We start from the raw sequence: 17,859 nt of genomic DNA, 5'->3' as shown, positions 1-17,859 counted from the left end.
CTATTCTTTACGAAAGTTTAACTGTTGCGATTTCCGCAAGCAGTTTCATTAATTCTTCGTTTTCATCCTCTTTTCCGACCGTAATACGGATCCCATTCGGAAAGGCGCGGACGATCCAGCCCTTTTCCAATAATGTTTGAAATATTTCACCACTGGATACTCCCTGGATGTTAATGAAAACAAAATTCCCTTGGGAACGGTAGTAAGAAATTTGATGTTTATCGAAAAATTCATAATACTTCTCTAATTCCTTAGCATTTATAGCAATCGTATTTTCGACGAATTCTTTGTCCTCAAGTGCAGCGATAGCAGCTGTTTGGGCGAGTGACGAAGTATTGAATGGAAGTCTGGCTACCTCCAATTGTTCAATAAGTACTGGTGCTCCAATGCCGTATCCAACCCGGAACCCAGCGAGACCGAATGCTTTTGAAAAAGTTCGCATGATTAAAAGATTTTCAAATTGTTTTAGAAGCGGGATCGTATTAGGATAGTCGCTATTTGTTGCATATTCGAAATATGCTTCATCCAAAACGACAAGTACTTCACTTGGAACTTTGCTTAAAAATTCCTCTAACTCTGATTGGTTAACATACGTACCTGTAGGATTATTTGGGTTGCATATCCATACAATTCGAGTTTGATCATCTATTTGGTTAGCCATTTCTTCTAAGTCGTGTCTTCCATCCTTTAAAGGGACTTCTCGCAACTCAGCATTTTCAATAATCGCATGATGGCGATATTGAGGGAATGTCTCTTTAGCCATAACAGTATTTGTATCAGGCGATAAAATGGATCGAATTAACATTTGGATTAACTCATCAAGACCGCTGGAAAAGATTAGCTGGTCTCCTTCAACACCAAGGTATGAGGAAACTTTTTCCCTCAAATCCGTCGTTGCTCCATCAGGGTAAATCGCAAAACTTGGAATTTTTGTCGTAATTGCTTCCAGTACTTTTGGTGAACTTCCATATGGATTTTCGTTAGAAGCAAGCTTTACAATTTTGTCCAGTTTGTATTCTCTTTTAACTTCTTCAGTCGATTTACCTGGAATGTATGGCTTTAATGTTAATAACTGTTTCTTTACCTTCATGGCGCACCCACCCTTTTAAAAGTTTTTCGAATACTCTATATGCTTTTCAATATTATCTTTAATGGCAGACATGCGATCGTGCCCAAACTCCTCTAATAATGCTACTGCGAGTTCCCAGGCTACGACAGACTCAGCCACAACACTAGCTGCAGGAACGGCGCAACTATCAGAGCGCTCAATGCTTGCTTTAAAAGGCTCTTTCGTATCAATGTCTACACTTTCTAAAGGCTTATACAAAGTTGGGATCGGCTTCATTACACCTCTTATAACAATCGGCATTCCTGTCGTCATTCCGCCTTCAAATCCACCGGCATTATTTGTTCTTCTTGTATATCCCTTTTCCTCATCCCACTGAATTTCATCGTGCACTTGGCTGCCAGGTCGATGTGCAGCTTCAAAACCAATTCCGATTTCTACACCTTTAAAGGCATTGATGCTCATCATAGCTGCGGCTAATTTTGCTTCGAGCTTACGGTCATATTGGACATAACTTCCCACTCCAATTGGCATCCCTTCAACGATCACTTCCACAATTCCGCCGATTGAATCCCCGTTTTTCTTTGCATCATCGATAGCTTGCATCATTTTTTCGCCCGCTTCTGGATCAAGGCATCGAACTGGTGACTCTTCAGTTATTTTCTGTAATTCCTCGATGGAGTTATATTGAATTTTTTCAGCTTTTACGCCTCCGATTTCCATGACATGTCCGCCGACTTTTACACCAAGCTCAGAAAGAATTGTTTTCGCTACTGCACCAGCTGCAACACGGACAGTCGTTTCTCTTGCGGATGAACGTTCGAGCACATTGCGCATATCACGGTGACCGTATTTGATTGCTCCGTTTAAATCTGCGTGTCCTGGTCTAGGTCTCGTAATTTTTCTTTTTACTTCTTCCTGTTCTTCTTCACTTATTGGGGCCGCCCCCATGATTTTTTGCCAATGCTTAAAATCATTATTTTGTACGACTAATGCGATTGGTGCCCCGATCGTTTCTCCATGGCGAACCCCGCTTGTTATTTGTGCTTGGTCTTTTTCAATTTGCATTCTTCGGCCTCTGCCATGGCCTTTTTGTCTTCTTTCTAACTCATAATTGATCATTTCTGCAGTCAATTTCAGTCCCGCTGGAACTCCCTCCAAAATAGTAGTTAGTTGCGGACCATGTGACTCCCCTGCTGTTAAGTATCTCATTTTTTTCTTCCTCCCATTTATTTAATAAAAACACAAAACGCCCCTGCAAAATGCAGGGACGTTAATAATCGCGGTACCACCCTAATTGCGGAAATATATCCGCCTCTCTTGTTTGATAACGGTCAAAACCGTCTTTTTTTACTAATTTGGCTACCCAAATATTCAAAAAAGAAGCTCAAGGGAGTAATTCATCTTCATGATCGTACTGATTCGCACCAACCATCAGTTCTCTGATTCTACAAATTCATGAACACTACTGTGCCCTGTCATAGCATTTCGTTTCGTATTATATAAATTCAATTTTTATCACATGAATGGGTTCTTGTAAAGTAATATTTCATTATTTTCTAAATAAAAAAGACACCTAGCTCTTTTTTGCTGTGTAATATATCATTAATATACAGATAGTGCTTTAAATGTGTCGGTTAAATGAAAAGTTTTGCAAAATAAATAAAAAGTGCAAAAACTTTCTCTGACCCTATTGACAATTATTATATAAGCGTCTATCGTATTGAGTTATCAACTAAAATATTTTCATACACGCTTTACAGCGTTGAAGTCCTAAAGTGAACTAACACTGTATGGACAGAAAAAACATAAGGAGGGCTTATCGTTGTCAGAACTAGAAATGTTACGTTCAAAAATCGAAAAAACAACCTTGCAGCTACTAGAATTATTAAATGAGCGTGGCAAGATTGCACAAGAAATTGGGAAATTAAAAGAAATGCAGGGCGTTAAGCGTTATGACCCTGTACAGGAGCGCAAATTGTTTGATCTCATTGCTGAGCATAACGAAGGCCCATTTGAAACTTCAACCGTTCAGCATATTTTCAAACAGATTTTTAAAGCAAGTCTTGAGCTACAAGAAGACGATAATCGAAAAGCACTGCTTGTTTCCAGAAAGAAAAAGCCTGAAAATACTGTTGTATCGGTGCTAGGTGAGGAGATTGGGAATGGAATCCAGCATTTCATTATGGGACCATGTGCAGTAGAAAGTTACGACCAAGTCAAACTTGTTGCCCAAGCGATGAAACAGCAAGGCTTGAAATTAATGCGCGGTGGTGCATTTAAACCAAGAACTTCTCCATATGATTTCCAAGGTCTTGGCGTGGAAGGTTTGAAAATCTTGAGACAGGTTGCCGATGAAGAAGGAATGGCTGTCATCAGTGAAATTTTAAATCCAAATGATATGGAAACAGCTCTGGATTACGTAGATGTAATTCAAATCGGTGCCCGCAACATGCAAAACTTTGAGCTTCTAAAAGTTGCTGGCTCAGTTAGAAAACCAGTCTTACTAAAACGTGGTTTATCCGCTACTATTGAAGAATTTATGTATGCGGCTGAGTACATTCTTGCTCAAGGAAATGATCAAATTATCCTTTGTGAGCGCGGAATTAGAACGTATGAAAAGGCTACAAGAAACACGCTTGATATCTCTGCGGTTCCAATTTTGAAGAAAGAAACTCATTTGCCGGTTGTAGTTGACGTAACACACTCGACTGGACGTAAAGACTTGCTTCTCCCAACTGCTAAAGCTGCATTGGCGATTGGAGCAGATGCTGTTATGGCTGAGGTTCATCCAGATCCGGCTGTTGCTCTTTCTGATTCAGCTCAGCAAATGGATATTCCGGAATTCAATCAATTCATGGAAGAAGCAAAAGCATTCGCTAATCTTGTACAAAAAACACCTGTTAACTAATAAAAAAAACAGTTCATTTTTCATAATTGAAAAATGAACTGTTTTTTTATTCCCATTCTATTCTTGAATATAAAATAATCAAAATCGATGATAGAATAAACACTGAACCGATCATCTGAGCTATAAGTAATTTTTCATGATCGATTGTAATACAGATAACTGCCACGGTTATAGCCTCGAGGGTTGTAAGATTAGAAGTTATGCTCCCTTCAATTGCTTTAAGACTATTTGTATACAATAAATACGCAACCACTGCTGGAAATTACAACCAATCTTGTGAAGATGCTGGTGCTTTTTCAAGAAAGGAGAGTATGACAATGGCTCCCAATAATAATGCAACCATTACAACTATAAGTCTGGACATGCAGATTGCTATTTTAAAAGAGATGGCAGTGAGCCATCTCTCATGATAATTGATACACTTGTGAGAACTTCTCTTCTAAATACTTCGCTAAATATTTTGCGTTTAATCCTTCCCCAGTAGCAAGTTTAATAATTTCTAACGGTTCCTTCGTTTTACCATATTGATGTACATGTTCGGTTAGCCAGTTTTTAATAGGAAGAAGTTCTCCAGTTCGCAGCAGTTCTTCGTAATTCGGCAAATCCTTTAACATCGCATTTTTTAGCTGGGCTGCATACATATAGCCTAATGCGTAAGATGGGAAATAGCCGAAGCTGCCCCCTGACCAATGGACGTCCTGTAATACACCTTCAGCATCATTTGATGGTCTAATACCTAAGTATTCTTCGTATTTTTCATTCCAAACTTTCGGAAGATCTTCAACCTGGATTTCATCGTTGAATAAACCTTTCTCGATTTCATAACGAATAATGATATGGAGAGCATACGTTAAGTCATCAGATTCTATTCGAATTAAAGACGGCTTTGCCTCGTTAATGGCACGGTAAAAGTCATCAAGTGATATTTGATTAAATTGCCCATCTGCATATTCTTTTAGTAATTCATAATTACATTCCCAAAAAGCGCGATCCCGAGCTAATATGTTTTCATAGAAAAGAGATTGTGATTCATGAATCCCCATCGAAGTACCTGAACAAAGAGGAGTACCGATTAAATCTTTGGAAATATTTTGTTCATACAAAGCGTGGCCGCCTTCATGTATTAATCCAAAGACTGCCATTCGAAAGTCTTCTTCATCATAACGAGTGGTGACACGTACGTCCCCAGGATTTAATCCAGTTGCAAATGGATGAACCGTTTCATCTATTCTTCCAGAATTAAAATCATAGCCCATTTGTTCCAAAATTTTAATACTAAATTCCTTTTGTTTATTCTTTGGGAAATGTTGAAAAAGGAATTCAGTTTTCGGTTTATTTTGTGAAGCAGTGATTTTCCGTACTAGTGGAATAATAACATCTCGCAAATCACCAAACACTTGATCAATGATGTCTACGGTAACACCCGGCTCGTACATATCTAGTAAAGTATTGTACTTATTGCCGCTGTAACCCCAATATTCAATAAACTTTTTATTAAAAGCGACGAGCTTTTCAAGATACGGTTTAAACATTTCAAAATCAGATGCTGCTCTTGCTTGCTCCCAAACATGCTCAGCATTTGACTGAAGCACGACATATTCCTCGTATTCATCAGCGGGAATTTTCTTGTTTTTTTCGTATTGTTTTTTACATTCTTTTAAGGTTAATTTACCAATTTCCGTTAGCTCATCTTGCTTACTTGATAAACTCGCTATGTACGCTGCCATTTCTTCCGAAGTAGACATTTGAAAATGTTCCGTTGCAAGCACTCCAATGACCTGTGAGCGTTGTTCGACTCCGTTTTTTGGAGCACCAGTCCTTAAATCCCAATATATGAGCTCTAGCGCTTCTTCATATGCTTGCATTTTTTTTACGTATTGCAGGAATTCTTTTTCAATTGTTACCATTTCAATCGGCATAGATTTTGCCTCCTTATCGCTTATCCCTTTTATTCTAACATAAAGAAAAAAAATAAAAACACAAGCGCTGAAAAGGCACTTGCATCTTTATGAGAATCCTTTATTTCTCCTATTTGTTAAAACATATTCTAGTGCTTTATGTAAGCTGTTCTCTGCATCTTTTAGACTCTCTAAAGCTGCTTCAGATAATTGATCTTCTTTTTCCAGAGCTTCATATGATGTATGAATAGCTCTTGTAATAATCTCCATTTCATTCATGGATTGAGCCATTATGAAAACTTCCTTGCAAAAAATGTTATACATGAAGTATATTCAGCAAGGAGATCTTTTATTCGTAATTATACCCGTGGTGGTCTCGGTCCCCAAAATTGATAAAAATCCGTACGAATAAACCCGTTAAACAGTTTTCTTTTTTTTGTTGCTTGTTTTCCATACAGTTTTTCAAAATCAGAATGTGAAGTAAGAATATAAACAGACCAAGTATCAAGTTTTTGAAAAACTTTTCCTATATCTCGATACATATGCTCTACTTCTTTCTTATCTCCTATTCTTTCTCCATATGGTGGATTCCCTATAACGACTCCAAAATCTTTCTTAGATGTAAAATCACTTGCCTGCATTTGTTTAAAGGTGACTAAATCCCCTAACCCAGCTTCAAATGCATTGTTGTTTGAAATTTCAACCATCCTGTGATCAATGTCGGCACCTGATATCTCCAATGGTTGATCGTAATTTGCCAAATCCTCAGCCTCTTCTCTAACTTTATTCCAAACATCTTCACTCATCCACGGCCAGGTCTCACTTAAAAATTCACGATTAAAACCAGGTGCAATATTTTGGCCAATTAAGGCAGCTTCTATTGGAATTGTTCCGGAACCACAAAAAGGATCGTGGAGGATTCGGTTAGGATGCCAATTCGTTAGTTGAATAAGTGCAGCAGCTAATGTTTCCTTTAACGGAGCATCCCCTTGATCAATTCGATATCCTCTTTTATGAAGTCCTGCCCCACTCGTATCGATTGTGAGAGTGGCTTTATCCTTCAGTAAAGATACTTCAATTTTAAATAATGGGCCTGTTTCAGCAAGCCAATTCGTTTGATTATATGCCTTCTTCAATCTTTCAACTATTGCTTTTTTTACTATTGCCTGGCAATCTGGCACACTAAATAATGTTGATTTAACAGATTTACCTTGAACAGGGAATTCCGCATCCACAGGGAGAAAGTCTTCCCAGCGTATCGATTTTGTTTTTTCGAAAAGCTCATCAAAAGTCGAAGCATTAAATTCTGCTACTACAATTTTTACTCTGTCAGCAGTCCTTAGCCATAAATTTGTTCGCGCAATTGCCAATTCATCGCCTTTAAACATCACTTTCCCGTTCTCAACTGTACAGTCGTAGCCTAGCTCTTTCACTTCATTTGCAGCAATAGCTTCAATTCCCATTGCAGTTGTTGCAACTAAATTATACGTTCCCATATCTTTCACCCTCATAAAATTAGACTAGGATCCCATTCCTTCAATAACTCCAACAGCTCTTCCAAATGAAGTGGAGGGGATATATATTGTCCTTGTATAGCATCGCAGCCTAGTTTTTTTAAATATTTGAAATGCCTGTCATTCAATACTCCTTCGGCAGCAACTAGTAAATGAAGATGCTTTCCCAAATGGATAATGGCTTCAACAATCGAGGCATCATCTTCATATTTCCCTATGTTTTGTATAAAACTTTGATCAATTTTTAATTTATCGATTGGAAAACGATGTAAATAACTTAATGATGAATAGCCCGCTCCAAAACGATCAATCGTCAGTTTGACACCTACTTTTTTTAGTTCTATTAATTTACTTTTCACTAAAGATGCATGAGGCATAATTACACTTTCAGATAATTCAAGTTCAATCCTTCGAGCGGGAATATTTGAATCTTCAATCGCATATTTTATATCTTTTACGAAATGCTCTTGCTGGAAATGAAGCGGTGAAATATTCACCGTTGCCTTAATTCCGGGGTAGCCAACAAGATTAATATACTTTATATCTTCGCATACTTGATCAAGAATCCAATTGGATATAGGTATAATTAATCCTGTTTCTTCAGCAAGCGAGATTAATCCTTCATGTAAAATCTCGCCAAATTCATTACTTTTCCAGTGGCACTTAGCTTCTATACCTTCTATTTTTCCGCTTTTGACATTAATAATTGGTTGATAGAGCAGATACAGTTCATTATTTTTCCATGCTTTTCTTAATTGGGCTGCCATTTTTATTTGGCTTTTATCTGAATGAACCATTCCTTCATGATAGATTTCATATTGGTTTCTCCCATTCAGTTTAGACATATACATCGCTTTGTCAGCTTTTTTTAATAAGATTTCCGAACTGCTTCCATCATTAGGAAAAAAACTAATTCCTATACTTGTTGTAATATAAACTTCTTGCCCATCAATATTAAACGGCTTTTTTAAAATTTCAATTATCTTTTCTGAAATATGAACCGATTCCCTTTGATGTTTTATATTTGATAATATAATAACAAATTCATCCCCACCTAATCTGGCGATAACATCCTTATTTTTTATCAATTCTTGAAGTCTGCTGGCGACTTCCATTAATAGCTTGTCCCCTGCTTCATGTCCTAGGGAATCATTTATTTGTTTAAATCGATCCAAATCTAAAAATAATAAAGCTAATTTTTGTTGTGATTGATTTGAAATATCAAGGAGGTCCGAAAATCTTTTAGTAAAAGAATGACGATTGGGAACCCCTGTTAATGCATCATAATGAGCAAGCATTTTCAGTTCATCTTCAGCTTTTTTTCGATCTGTTATATCAGAGAATACCCCTATATATCCCTGAACTAATCCATCTGGGTTTTTAACTTCGCTAATGGTAAGCCACTCTAAGAAAAATTCACCATTCTTTCGCTTATTCCAAATTTCCCCGCTCCAGCTGCCTTCTAAGGAAATCATTTGCCATAACTTATGATAAAAATGCTTATCGTGCAATCCGGATTGTAAAATTTTTGGATTTTGCATATAAACTTCATTCCGATTATAACCGGTAACGATTTCAAAAGCTGAATTAATATAAATAATTTGACGCTTATCATTTACTACCATGACGCCTTCACTTATTTGTTCCAGTATTTTCCCTAAAATGTCTAATTGATGCAGATCATCTTCTGATTGAATGAATTGTTCAATATTTATGAATCCCATTTTCCCTGATCAACTTCCTGTAACATATGATAAAAGTGTTTTTATGTACGCTGATAAATAAAAAGACTTTCCCCAGTCTCTTAGACCACTTGGAATTTTCCAAATACTAGGGTCTAAGTACTTTTCGGAAAGCCTCATTTCGTTGGATTCAAACCTATAATAACATTCTTATAAGCCATGTTCTGTACCATCGTACTGCAAACGGCTATAGGGAAGCCTCGTACTCAGGCGGTAATCATCTATCTGCAGGAAAATTATTTCCTGCCTCTTTCCTTGTTCAGTTCCTCAGAAAGAGTGCCTCTACCAAAATTTGAGTTTCTCGCTCGTGGGGTTTACCGCGTTCCACCTTTGTTGTTTCCAACAAAGCTACGTCACTGTGGCACTTTAAGGGTATTTGCACCATATCATACAAAAATGACTTAGGCACTTTCCCCGCCGTCAATCTAGACTAAATCCAGACTGCCCTGGCTTATTGTTTCACCAGGCACGATCACTACGGGCATCTCAGCACCGTGCGAGCATGGACTTTCCTCTGCTGAATCAGCAGCGATTACCTGAATGTTATTGATTTTACATTTTCTTACCGACTATTAATTTTATTATTTATCCTACTAATATGCAAGCGGTATTTAATGGTAGAATTAATTACTCATCAAGCTTACTGCCAAATACATGCCTTTCCAAGTTAGAGAGACGTTTTAATATATCAAAATTAGTCGTCCCTGCAGGCTGCACAGGTTGCCTACGAGATTGATCTTCCATTTGTTTTTTCAAACGTAGATTTTCCTGCTGAAGTTCATCCATTAATTGATGCATAGTTTCATAATCTTTAATAATTAAGTCTAAAAATTTATCAACGTCCTCTTGTTTATACCCTCGTACACCTGTTTTAAATTCTTTTTCTAAAATTTCCTTTGCAGTCAGTTTTAATCTTTCCGCTAACATCCGAAACACCACCTTAAAATTCACACTACATTATCATCATTCTTTCAAAATAAAATGTTTTTGTCAATTTTGCAAGTAATTTTTGAGAAGTTTCAAAGAAGTTTCAAAAACTAGTGGCTATATTATATTTTGATGTTAGTTTTATTGTGATTTGGACTCTATTGAGATGCTAATTCAAAAGTAGCCATAAATCCGTTATGATTCAGACTAAATTGTGATGAAAGTCCAATAGCGGCAATGGTTCCAGCGCCTTTCTGACTTAATCGTGACGCAAGTTTGATCCAAAAAACATGTCCATCTAGATCATTTTTGACCATTGCTATTTATTATGTATTCATCATTTTTTCTTTCATACTATGTTGTTATCACGTTTTCCTCTAGATTCACCATGCAGAAATATTCTTAATTAGGTTTTAATCTCAAAAAAAAACGAGGATACTCTATCTTATCCTCGTTTAAATGAACTTTTTAATAAAATCCTGGTCCCATTCCCGGGCCAAATCCTGGTCCTGGTCCTCCACCAAATCCTGGTCCTGCTCCGAATCCTGGTCCCATTCCCGGACCCATTCCTGGTCCCATTCCTGGCCCAAAGCCCGGTCCTGGTCCTGGCATTACGACGTTCTCATTATTAACTTGGTTGACAAATGATGTTGTGTGCGGGAAATAATGCTCGTGAATAATGTTCTCATGATTAACTGTTGTCGTATGGGATGGATGGATTTCTGGTACAATAACATTCGATACAGTATGGTTGACGCAACATTTAGTTGGATGAACAATAGGTGGGCAGACCTTTGTGTTACATGGATTAAACATGCTGAATGCTCCTTTCTTTTTATATATCACTTTACACTTACAGCCTATGAGAAAGGACTGACACATGTACTAATCATAATACCTATATTTCGTAAAACTCTTTCAGTAAAATTCGGAAAATCAGATCCAAGTTCCGACTAATTTTATGCGAAATGTGTAAAAATCTATGAAATACGATGTTTTCAGTCGAATACTGCGCTTGCCCGGGAAATGATGGCTAAATTATTTCTCAGTTTATTTCCTGCCTAAAAGCCTTGCCAATCTTTTATTAGCATTTTTGGCAAAACGATCATCTTTAATAAAATGCAATTCCATTGCTGCCCTCGTAAATTCAAGGGCTTGAATATAGTCTTTATATTGATGCTCCATTAGCTTTGCCAACTCAATATATGCGTCCTTTTTAATCGAATCCTCCCCGTGAGTAATGACTTCTAACCAAATTTCCCTAGCATCATCATATTTCCCAGCTCTTTTTAAATAAAATGCAAGCTCGTGCTTAGCGAAATAGTCACCTTCATCTGCTGCAACTTCGAATGTGTCAGCAGCAAGGTCTCGTTCTCCAATATATTGATACCATTTGGCAATAAGCATTTTTTCAGTAGGAGTTTGTTTAGGGTCAACCCCTTGAATTTGGTATGTTAAATGAGTGTATAAAGTGATCAATGAAAGGATATCAATTTCATTATGCTTCAGGACCTCTAGTATACCTTCTGGATTTTTCCTCTCCACATAATCAAAATAAATCATCGGAGCAAGATAGCCGGGTATATCATTAATACGCTTTACGCCTAATATTTCTTCTTCAACTCTAGCAAGTTTTACGGATTCCAGTTTATTTTTCCATAGTCTTCTAGAAGCATGATATAAATCAAAATGTCCAAAAGCGGGAAGGTTAGGAACATGTTGACGCACAAGTGTATGCTGAGTTTTAACTTGCGGCCAATCAAAAGCTTTTCCGTTATACGTTACAAGTGTTGTATAGTCAACATTCTCAAGAAAACTTTTATAAAGAGCTACTTCAAAGCCCGGTTCCGGTAAAAAATGCTGTCTTAAAACAAATTCATCACCTACAAAACGAGCATAACCGAGTAAAAAGATTGAATTTCCCACTCCACCGTATAATCCCGTCGTTTCAGTATCGAAGAAAAATAAATCAGAAGGTGACATTCCTTTAACCGATAATGGGTGCCGACCAGAAAAATCCTCCCACAAAGAAAACGCAGCTAGAAAATCCTTTAAACGGTAATTTCCATGTTGATAATCAAGAGGATAGCGAATCTCCTTAATATAACAAAATTGGTTGTCATGAAAATAAGGAGAGGCTCCCGCTTTTAACCATTCTTCCGAATCCGGCAATATAGATATTTGTTCTATTGGAGAGCTATCTTCTTTCTCATGTTCACTAATATTCATATGTGCCTTAAAACGATTCAGTTTATTTTTCAGAGACATTCATTATCATCTCCTTATTTTATCGTGATGCACAAAGCATAACCTCGAGCAGTTTCACGGTAATCTTTTTCGTTCGGATAGTGGAAATATCCGTACCAATACAAGAAGGACATCCGTCCAGACATGGGCAACCGTTAACTAGATTCTTAGCCTCTTCAATAATACTTGGCATCATTTCATAAACTTTATCACTAATTCCAATACCTCCGGGATATTGGTCATAAATAAAGATTGTCGGTTTATTATTATGAGTTGCCTTAACTTGTGGCACAGTATGAATATCCGCTGGATCACACATAGCAAATAAAGGAATAATAGCTTTTAAAGCGTGAGCACAGCCAACCAATCCATATTCAAGATCCTCCATACCGATCTCATTCAATTCATTATGCAAAGAAATCCAAGCCGCATTTGTATGTAATTCCATTTCTGGCAGATGGATTGGACCAGAGCCGATATTTTCATGTGTTTCAAACTTAATCTTTTTAAAAATAGTTGCCATCGCATTAACTGAAACGTCCCCAAAGGCAATCTCAGCATCTACCGTCTCTTTTCTTTTATCTTCTTCCAATACTTTTAGCTGGACCGCTAAATTGGCATCGGTATAATAATCGATTTCTACTTCCGCTACATATGCTTTTTTTTCATCCCAATCGAGAAATTCGACTTGGTATTGAATTCCTTGATGCAAATAAATAGCCTCATCATGCAAAAGTGTCATCGCACTAAATGTATCCATTTCTCCAATTACTTTTACATTTGAACGATCTGTTTGATCAATGATGACAACATTTTCTTGCGATGCCGAACGTAAGCTGATATTATGTGCTGGAAAAGAGTCATTCATCCAGTACCATTTAACCCCATTTTTATGCAAAACTCTTTCTTCCGTTAAAAAATCCAATATTTCTTCAACTTCTAGGTCGCCAAAATGCTCTCCTTCTTCAAAAGGCAATTCGTAAGCTGCACATTTTAAATGATCTACTAGAATAATGAGATTATCAGGATTAATACGTGCGGTTTCTGGTGTTTGATGAAAGAAATAATTCGGGTTTTCAATGATATATTGGTCAAGCGGTGCAGAACTTGCAACCATAATCACTAACGATTCCGCTCTTCTTCTCCCTGCTCTGCCTGCTTGTTGCCAAGCACTTGCAATCGTTCCAGGATACCCAGTCATAATACAAACTTGAAGTTGGCCAATATCGACTCCGAGTTCAAGAGCATTGGTGCTTACAACACCATATATATCTCCATTCCTTAATCCTTTTTCGATTTCTCTTCTCTGAGTTGGCAAATAACCCCCTCGATAACCTCTAATAGACTTAGGACCAAGCTGATTATTTACCAAACCTTGCAAATATGTAAGAATAATTTCTACTCTCACACGACTTCTTGCAAATATGATTGTTTGAATTTTATTTTTTAAAAACTCTCTAGCTAATTTACGCACTTCCAAAGTAGCACTTTTGCGAATATTCAACTGTTGATTAACGATCGGAGGATTATAAAAAATAAAATGCTTTTTCCCCCGAGGCGCTCCATTATTGTCTATTAAGAGCATTTGTTCACCAGTTAACTTTTCACCTAGTTCTTTCGGGTTGGCAATGGTCGCAGATGTACAAATAAAAACTGGATTAGATCCATAAAATCGACAAATCCTCTTTAACCTGCGAATGACATTCCCTACATGGCTTCCAAACACTCCTCGATAAATATGGAGCTCATCTAAAATAACAAACTTTAAATTCTCAAATAATGAGACCCACTTTGTATGATGAGGCAAGATGGCTGAATGAAGCATATCTGGGTTTGTAATTACGATATTCCCTGCTTTTCTCACCTTTTGGCGAATATTTGCAGGGGTATCCCCATCGTACGTATAGCTATTTATCGGCAGCCCCGCAGCATCAATTACTTCATTTATTTCACTTTTTTGATCTTGTGCAAGTGCTTTTGTCGGGAAAATATACAATGCTCGAGCGGAGGGATCTTGTAATATCGTTTGAAGAACCGGCAAATTATAACAGAGCGTTTTTCCGGATGCGGTTGGTGTAACAGCTGTAATGCTCCTTCGAGCCATTGCCATCAGAAATGCCTCTTGTTGATGGGTATATAATTCCTTAATGCCTTTACTATGTAAAGACTGTACTAGTTCAGGATGTAATTCAGAAGGGAATGGAATCGTTTTTGCCGCTTCTTCTTCTAATGTGTGCCAGCTAACTATATTATTTTTAAACGCAGGATTCGTTTTTAACTCTGTCAAGATATCATGAAAATTCATCTTCCAGTTCAAACCTATCACCTCTTCCCTATTATCTTACCGAATAAGCGTTCGTTTTCCTAGTAGTTTAGCAGATTAATATTAATGAAAAGAACTCTTTGTTTTTCCTTTTCATACAATAAGATAAATTAAAAAGGAGGTGCTTACAATGCCGGAAAATCGACCGCCCAAAAAGGATGAACACCCTTTATTCGAGCCATTCGCCCAATTGATGAATAATATGAACAGGCTTTTTTCGGAACGTCCTGATAAAAATTTCCTACAAAATATGGATGAATTTTTTTTACATTCGAAACCGTTTGGTGGTGGGTTTGTCACTGAACTAAAAGAAAATGAAAAAGAATATATTGTCCAAGCACAGCTCCCTGGGACAAAAAAAGACCAAATCAATATTGAAATACTTCCACAATATATTACCATTACAGTCAGTCACCGAGAAACGTTAACAAAGGAAGATAAAACGAACACCGTTTTTCAGCAAAGAGAGTCTTGGAAACAATCATCACGCACGATCCCATTTTCGAAACCAATTGATCAAAGTAAAGTATTAGCAAATTATGAAGACGGCGTTCTGACAGTCACAATTCCAAAGAAAAAAGGAAAGAAAGTAAATATTGACTAAGAAAAGCGCAATGCGCCTGATCAGCCCCGACAAGCAAATGTTCTAAGTCAAAAAAGATCGGTCTTTGACTTTTATTGACTCAGGTTATTTGACCTCGAGGGGCTAGAGCCTGGAGCTAGACAAAACGAGCTAGTGAAATTGGCACTTCAAATTTCACCTGTTGTTGACTTATCGTAGGAAGAAGCTGAAAGTTTGCTAGTCGCTGAGCGCCTGAAGCTAGATAATGAAAGACTTGTTTTAAACACGGATCGTATAAAGCTTTATACTTTCTTTACATTTTAAAAAATGAAAAGGAATCGCTATTATACGATTCCTTTCTTTCATTTACTTTACACTTTGAAAATTCCTCCGAGACCTTTTGCCATATTAGATACTTGATTAATTGCGTTTACTACTTGGCCGGCAGTGTTAACCATTTTATTAATATCTAGAGAACCCGTTTGTGTTTTGAAGGAATTTAAAACTGAGTTTCCACTTTGAACTTTAGGTAATTGAGGTGGTTTAGGATAGGGATTAGGATAATTTTGCTGATTTGAATATTTTTCATAAAAATATCCATCTTCGGGCTGCAAAGGGTTCTGAAATAAATGGTTCGCTTGATTTTCGCTTCCTTGTTGGTACCCCACTTGATCCATATGTGTATATGGATATGGATACTGCATCCCGTTCATATAAGGCATTTGTGGAATCCCCTGCATATTTGGATACTGAGTGGGATACATACCATAAGGATAAGGAATTTGAGAATTAGGATGTTGAAAAGGCGGTCTCATTGGCATACCTGGTGGCATATGAACATTGCGATATTGATGCAGCATAAAGCAAGCCCCCTGAATTATTTAAGGTACTATACAATATGCCCAGCGAAAGTAAAATGTGTCATTAAGAGGCTCCAAGACTTTCTAACATTCGCCTTAAAATAAAATCATTTGATTGTATATGACTATTAAATCTTTTCAAACTTGTATCTGGAAAAAATGCTCTTACCGAAACCATTTGTAAATTTTCTGCTGTATTTTTCAATTGCATCGGGTGAAGATTTTTTGGTTTATTATTTCTTACCCATTCCATTGCAGCAGATTCCCATTGCTCACAATGATCTCTCATCTTATCAGCAAATGGTTTAACTTCTTTATAAAAATCTCCTTTTTCACCCGTTTCTCTGCAATGGAGAAAACTTTTATGTGCATCCTCGTTGAACTGGAGGAGTTTTTCTGTTAGAATTCGTAATTCATTGATTTGCATAATATAAAGGCACCCCTTACATACAAAAAAGCAGCATGAAAGCTGCTTCCAGAATTTCCTTAATTTTAATGCCTTTTCATTATATTTTCAAGCTTAGACACAAAACTTAAATGGCTTCACTAAGAGTCGTTGCTGGAACACAACTTTTTTCTTCGAAGGATATTTCTAATTTCCTAATCGAATGTTCTAGCTGTTGTTCACGTAATTTCATAGTTTGAACCATTAAATGCCTGTTTTGTGCAGACTTTTGTTCAACCATTTTTTCTAGATGATCTATATGAGAGCTAATGGACTCAAGTCTTTCAATCAATTCTTCTTTAGTCATTTTGTCAGCCTCCATTCACTTCCCTTTTCTATTATTTTCGATATTCGTTTTTAACTTCCTTCATGACTGACAAAACTAGAAGAGATTCGCTAAACAAAGTGGGGATACCGGAATATTCTTCATTCAGTTCGACAGTTTTTTAAGTAGAAGGCCTATTTGGCCCGGATAATTTTGGATTACCTTCACCAGCTTTTTTTGGATTATATTTCTTATTTTCTTTTCTTTGCCCTTTTTTGTTTTCCATATTAATAATCTCCTACTCATAAATTTTTCTTAAAAAGTGAAACAAAGATGCACCTTATTTCGTCAAATAATGTTATAGCGATAATCATAGTCGGGCATCAGTGTGTTTCCGCTATTTATAAGAATGGCTTTTATCCCAACTTTTATTCATATTACAGGCATTTTTCGCTACTATGTTATAATTTAGCAAGTGAGGTGTAGGTCGATGGAGTTTCATTACCCTAATGGAAGAAAATACAAGAGTGAGCCCACTCCCCAAATAAGAAATAAACCGGAGAAAATGATCACTTATGGTAAAAGAGGGATGACGCTCGAAGATGAGTTAAACGAAACTAATTTATACTATTTATCTAAAGGAATAGCTGTCATTCATAAAAAACCAACTCCGATACAAATTGTTCAAGTAGACTATAAGTCTCGAAGTACAGCTGTTATAAAAGAAGCATATTTCCGGCAGGCTTCAACTACTGATTATAATGGCGTATATAAAGGTAAATATATTGACTTTGAAGCAAAGGAAACACAAAGCAATACGTCGTTTCCACTTAGTAATTTTCACGAACATCAGATTAACCATATGAAAAATGTGGTAAATCATAAAGGAATTTCTTTCGTAATTTTGCGTTTCGTTAAAACTGATGAATTATTTTTATTAGAAAGCAAGGACTTATTCTCATTTTGGAGGCGTATGGAGAGCGGCGGCAGAAAATCAATCAAGAAAGAGGAAATTTTAAGTTATGGACACCCCATTGAATATGGCTTACATCCAAGAATCGATTATTTAAAAGTAATTCAGCATTTATTACTTATATAA

Annotated in this window: 16 protein-coding genes, 1 other RNA gene and 1 other annotated feature; of the genes, 3 read left to right on the top strand and 14 right to left on the bottom strand. The window is 36.8% G+C overall.

Annotation, left to right across the window (positions count from 1 at the left end):
- Positions 1–7: 7 nt before the first annotated feature.
- A complete protein-coding gene (hisC, locus tag KHA96_RS03385) occupies positions 8–1,090 on the bottom strand; it encodes a histidinol-phosphate transaminase (RefSeq protein ID WP_213127872.1) in 1,083 nt (360 codons plus the stop codon).
- A gap of 15 nt (positions 1,091–1,105) precedes the next feature.
- Positions 1,106–2,278, bottom strand: coding sequence for a chorismate synthase (aroC, locus tag KHA96_RS03380; RefSeq protein ID WP_213127871.1), 1,173 nt, complete (start codon positions 2,276–2,278; stop codon positions 1,106–1,108).
- 51 nt (positions 2,279–2,329) lie between these two features.
- Positions 2,330–2,557 (bottom strand) — a binding site (T-box leader).
- 349 nt (positions 2,558–2,906) lie between these two features.
- Here aroC and KHA96_RS03375 point away from each other — a divergent pair.
- Positions 2,907–3,977, top strand: coding sequence for a bifunctional 3-deoxy-7-phosphoheptulonate synthase/chorismate mutase (locus KHA96_RS03375; RefSeq protein ID WP_213128664.1), 1,071 nt, complete (start codon positions 2,907–2,909; stop codon positions 3,975–3,977).
- 404 nt (positions 3,978–4,381) lie between these two features.
- Here KHA96_RS03375 and KHA96_RS03370 read toward each other — a convergent pair whose 3' ends face one another.
- The 9 genes from KHA96_RS03370 to KHA96_RS03330 all read right to left on the bottom strand — a co-directional run bounded on the left by KHA96_RS03370 (position 4,382) and on the right by KHA96_RS03330 (position 14,610).
- A complete protein-coding gene (locus tag KHA96_RS03370) occupies positions 4,382–5,896 on the bottom strand; it encodes a carboxypeptidase M32 (protein ID WP_213127870.1) in 1,515 nt (504 codons plus the stop codon).
- An 87-nt stretch (positions 5,897–5,983) separates the two neighbouring features.
- Entirely contained in the window at positions 5,984–6,166 is a 183-nt protein-coding gene (locus tag KHA96_RS03365; protein ID WP_213127869.1) for a hypothetical protein, read from the bottom strand.
- A gap of 68 nt (positions 6,167–6,234) precedes the next feature.
- Positions 6,235–7,371 carry a THUMP domain-containing class I SAM-dependent RNA methyltransferase gene (locus tag KHA96_RS03360; protein ID WP_213127868.1) on the bottom strand — a complete coding sequence of 379 codons (1,137 nt, stop codon included), beginning with the start codon at positions 7,369–7,371 and terminating at the stop codon, positions 6,235–6,237.
- A gap of 11 nt (positions 7,372–7,382) precedes the next feature.
- Positions 7,383–9,113 carry a putative bifunctional diguanylate cyclase/phosphodiesterase gene (locus tag KHA96_RS03355; protein ID WP_213127867.1) on the bottom strand — a complete coding sequence of 577 codons (1,731 nt, stop codon included), beginning with the start codon at positions 9,111–9,113 and terminating at the stop codon, positions 7,383–7,385.
- A gap of 166 nt (positions 9,114–9,279) precedes the next feature.
- An RNA gene (rnpB, locus tag KHA96_RS03350) (RNase P RNA component class B) lies at positions 9,280–9,675 on the bottom strand.
- A gap of 83 nt (positions 9,676–9,758) precedes the next feature.
- Entirely contained in the window at positions 9,759–10,058 is a 300-nt protein-coding gene (gene gpsB / locus KHA96_RS03345) for a cell division regulator GpsB (protein WP_213127866.1), read from the bottom strand.
- Positions 10,059–10,526: 468 nt separating this feature from the next.
- On the bottom strand, positions 10,527–10,874 hold the full coding sequence (locus KHA96_RS23220; protein ID WP_213127865.1) for a CotD family spore coat protein: 348 nt from the start codon (positions 10,872–10,874) through the stop codon (positions 10,527–10,529).
- 234 nt (positions 10,875–11,108) lie between these two features.
- Complete coding sequence (locus tag KHA96_RS03335) at positions 11,109–12,326, bottom strand: ribonuclease H-like domain-containing protein (protein ID WP_213127864.1); 1,218 nt, start codon at positions 12,324–12,326, stop codon at positions 11,109–11,111.
- A 19-nt stretch (positions 12,327–12,345) separates the two neighbouring features.
- Positions 12,346–14,610: a DEAD/DEAH box helicase gene (locus KHA96_RS03330; protein WP_213128663.1), complete on the bottom strand. Its 2,265-nt coding sequence runs from the start codon at positions 14,608–14,610 to the stop codon at positions 12,346–12,348.
- Positions 14,611–14,758: 148 nt separating this feature from the next.
- On the opposite strand from KHA96_RS03330, the gene KHA96_RS03325 reads away from it, so the two are divergent.
- On the top strand, positions 14,759–15,232 hold the full coding sequence (locus KHA96_RS03325; protein ID WP_213127863.1) for an Hsp20/alpha crystallin family protein: 474 nt from the start codon (positions 14,759–14,761) through the stop codon (positions 15,230–15,232).
- Between the two features lie 329 nt (positions 15,233–15,561).
- Here the strand turns inward: KHA96_RS03325 and KHA96_RS03320 are convergent, their stop codons facing one another.
- From KHA96_RS03320 to KHA96_RS03310, 3 genes are all read right to left on the bottom strand, one after another.
- Positions 15,562–16,050: a YppG family protein gene (locus KHA96_RS03320; RefSeq protein ID WP_213127862.1), complete on the bottom strand. Its 489-nt coding sequence runs from the start codon at positions 16,048–16,050 to the stop codon at positions 15,562–15,564.
- Positions 16,051–16,114: 64 nt separating this feature from the next.
- Positions 16,115–16,477, bottom strand: coding sequence for a YppE family protein (locus KHA96_RS03315; protein ID WP_249315245.1), 363 nt, complete (start codon positions 16,475–16,477; stop codon positions 16,115–16,117).
- 106 nt (positions 16,478–16,583) lie between these two features.
- The gene (locus KHA96_RS03310; protein WP_213127861.1) at positions 16,584–16,802 is read right to left on the bottom strand and encodes a hypothetical protein; all 219 of its coding nucleotides are present in this window, start codon (positions 16,800–16,802) and stop codon (positions 16,584–16,586) included.
- Positions 16,803–17,250: 448 nt separating this feature from the next.
- On the opposite strand from KHA96_RS03310, the gene recU reads away from it, so the two are divergent.
- The gene (recU, locus tag KHA96_RS03305; RefSeq protein ID WP_213127860.1) at positions 17,251–17,859 is read left to right on the top strand and encodes a Holliday junction resolvase RecU; all 609 of its coding nucleotides are present in this window, start codon (positions 17,251–17,253) and stop codon (positions 17,857–17,859) included.

Source organism: Bacillus sp. FJAT-49711 (assembly GCF_018343715.1).
Lineage (GTDB): Bacteria > Bacillota > Bacilli > Bacillales > Bacillaceae_C > Lederbergia.
Note: the sequence above shows the minus strand (reverse complement) of the source record. Positions and strands in the feature narration are given on the sequence as shown.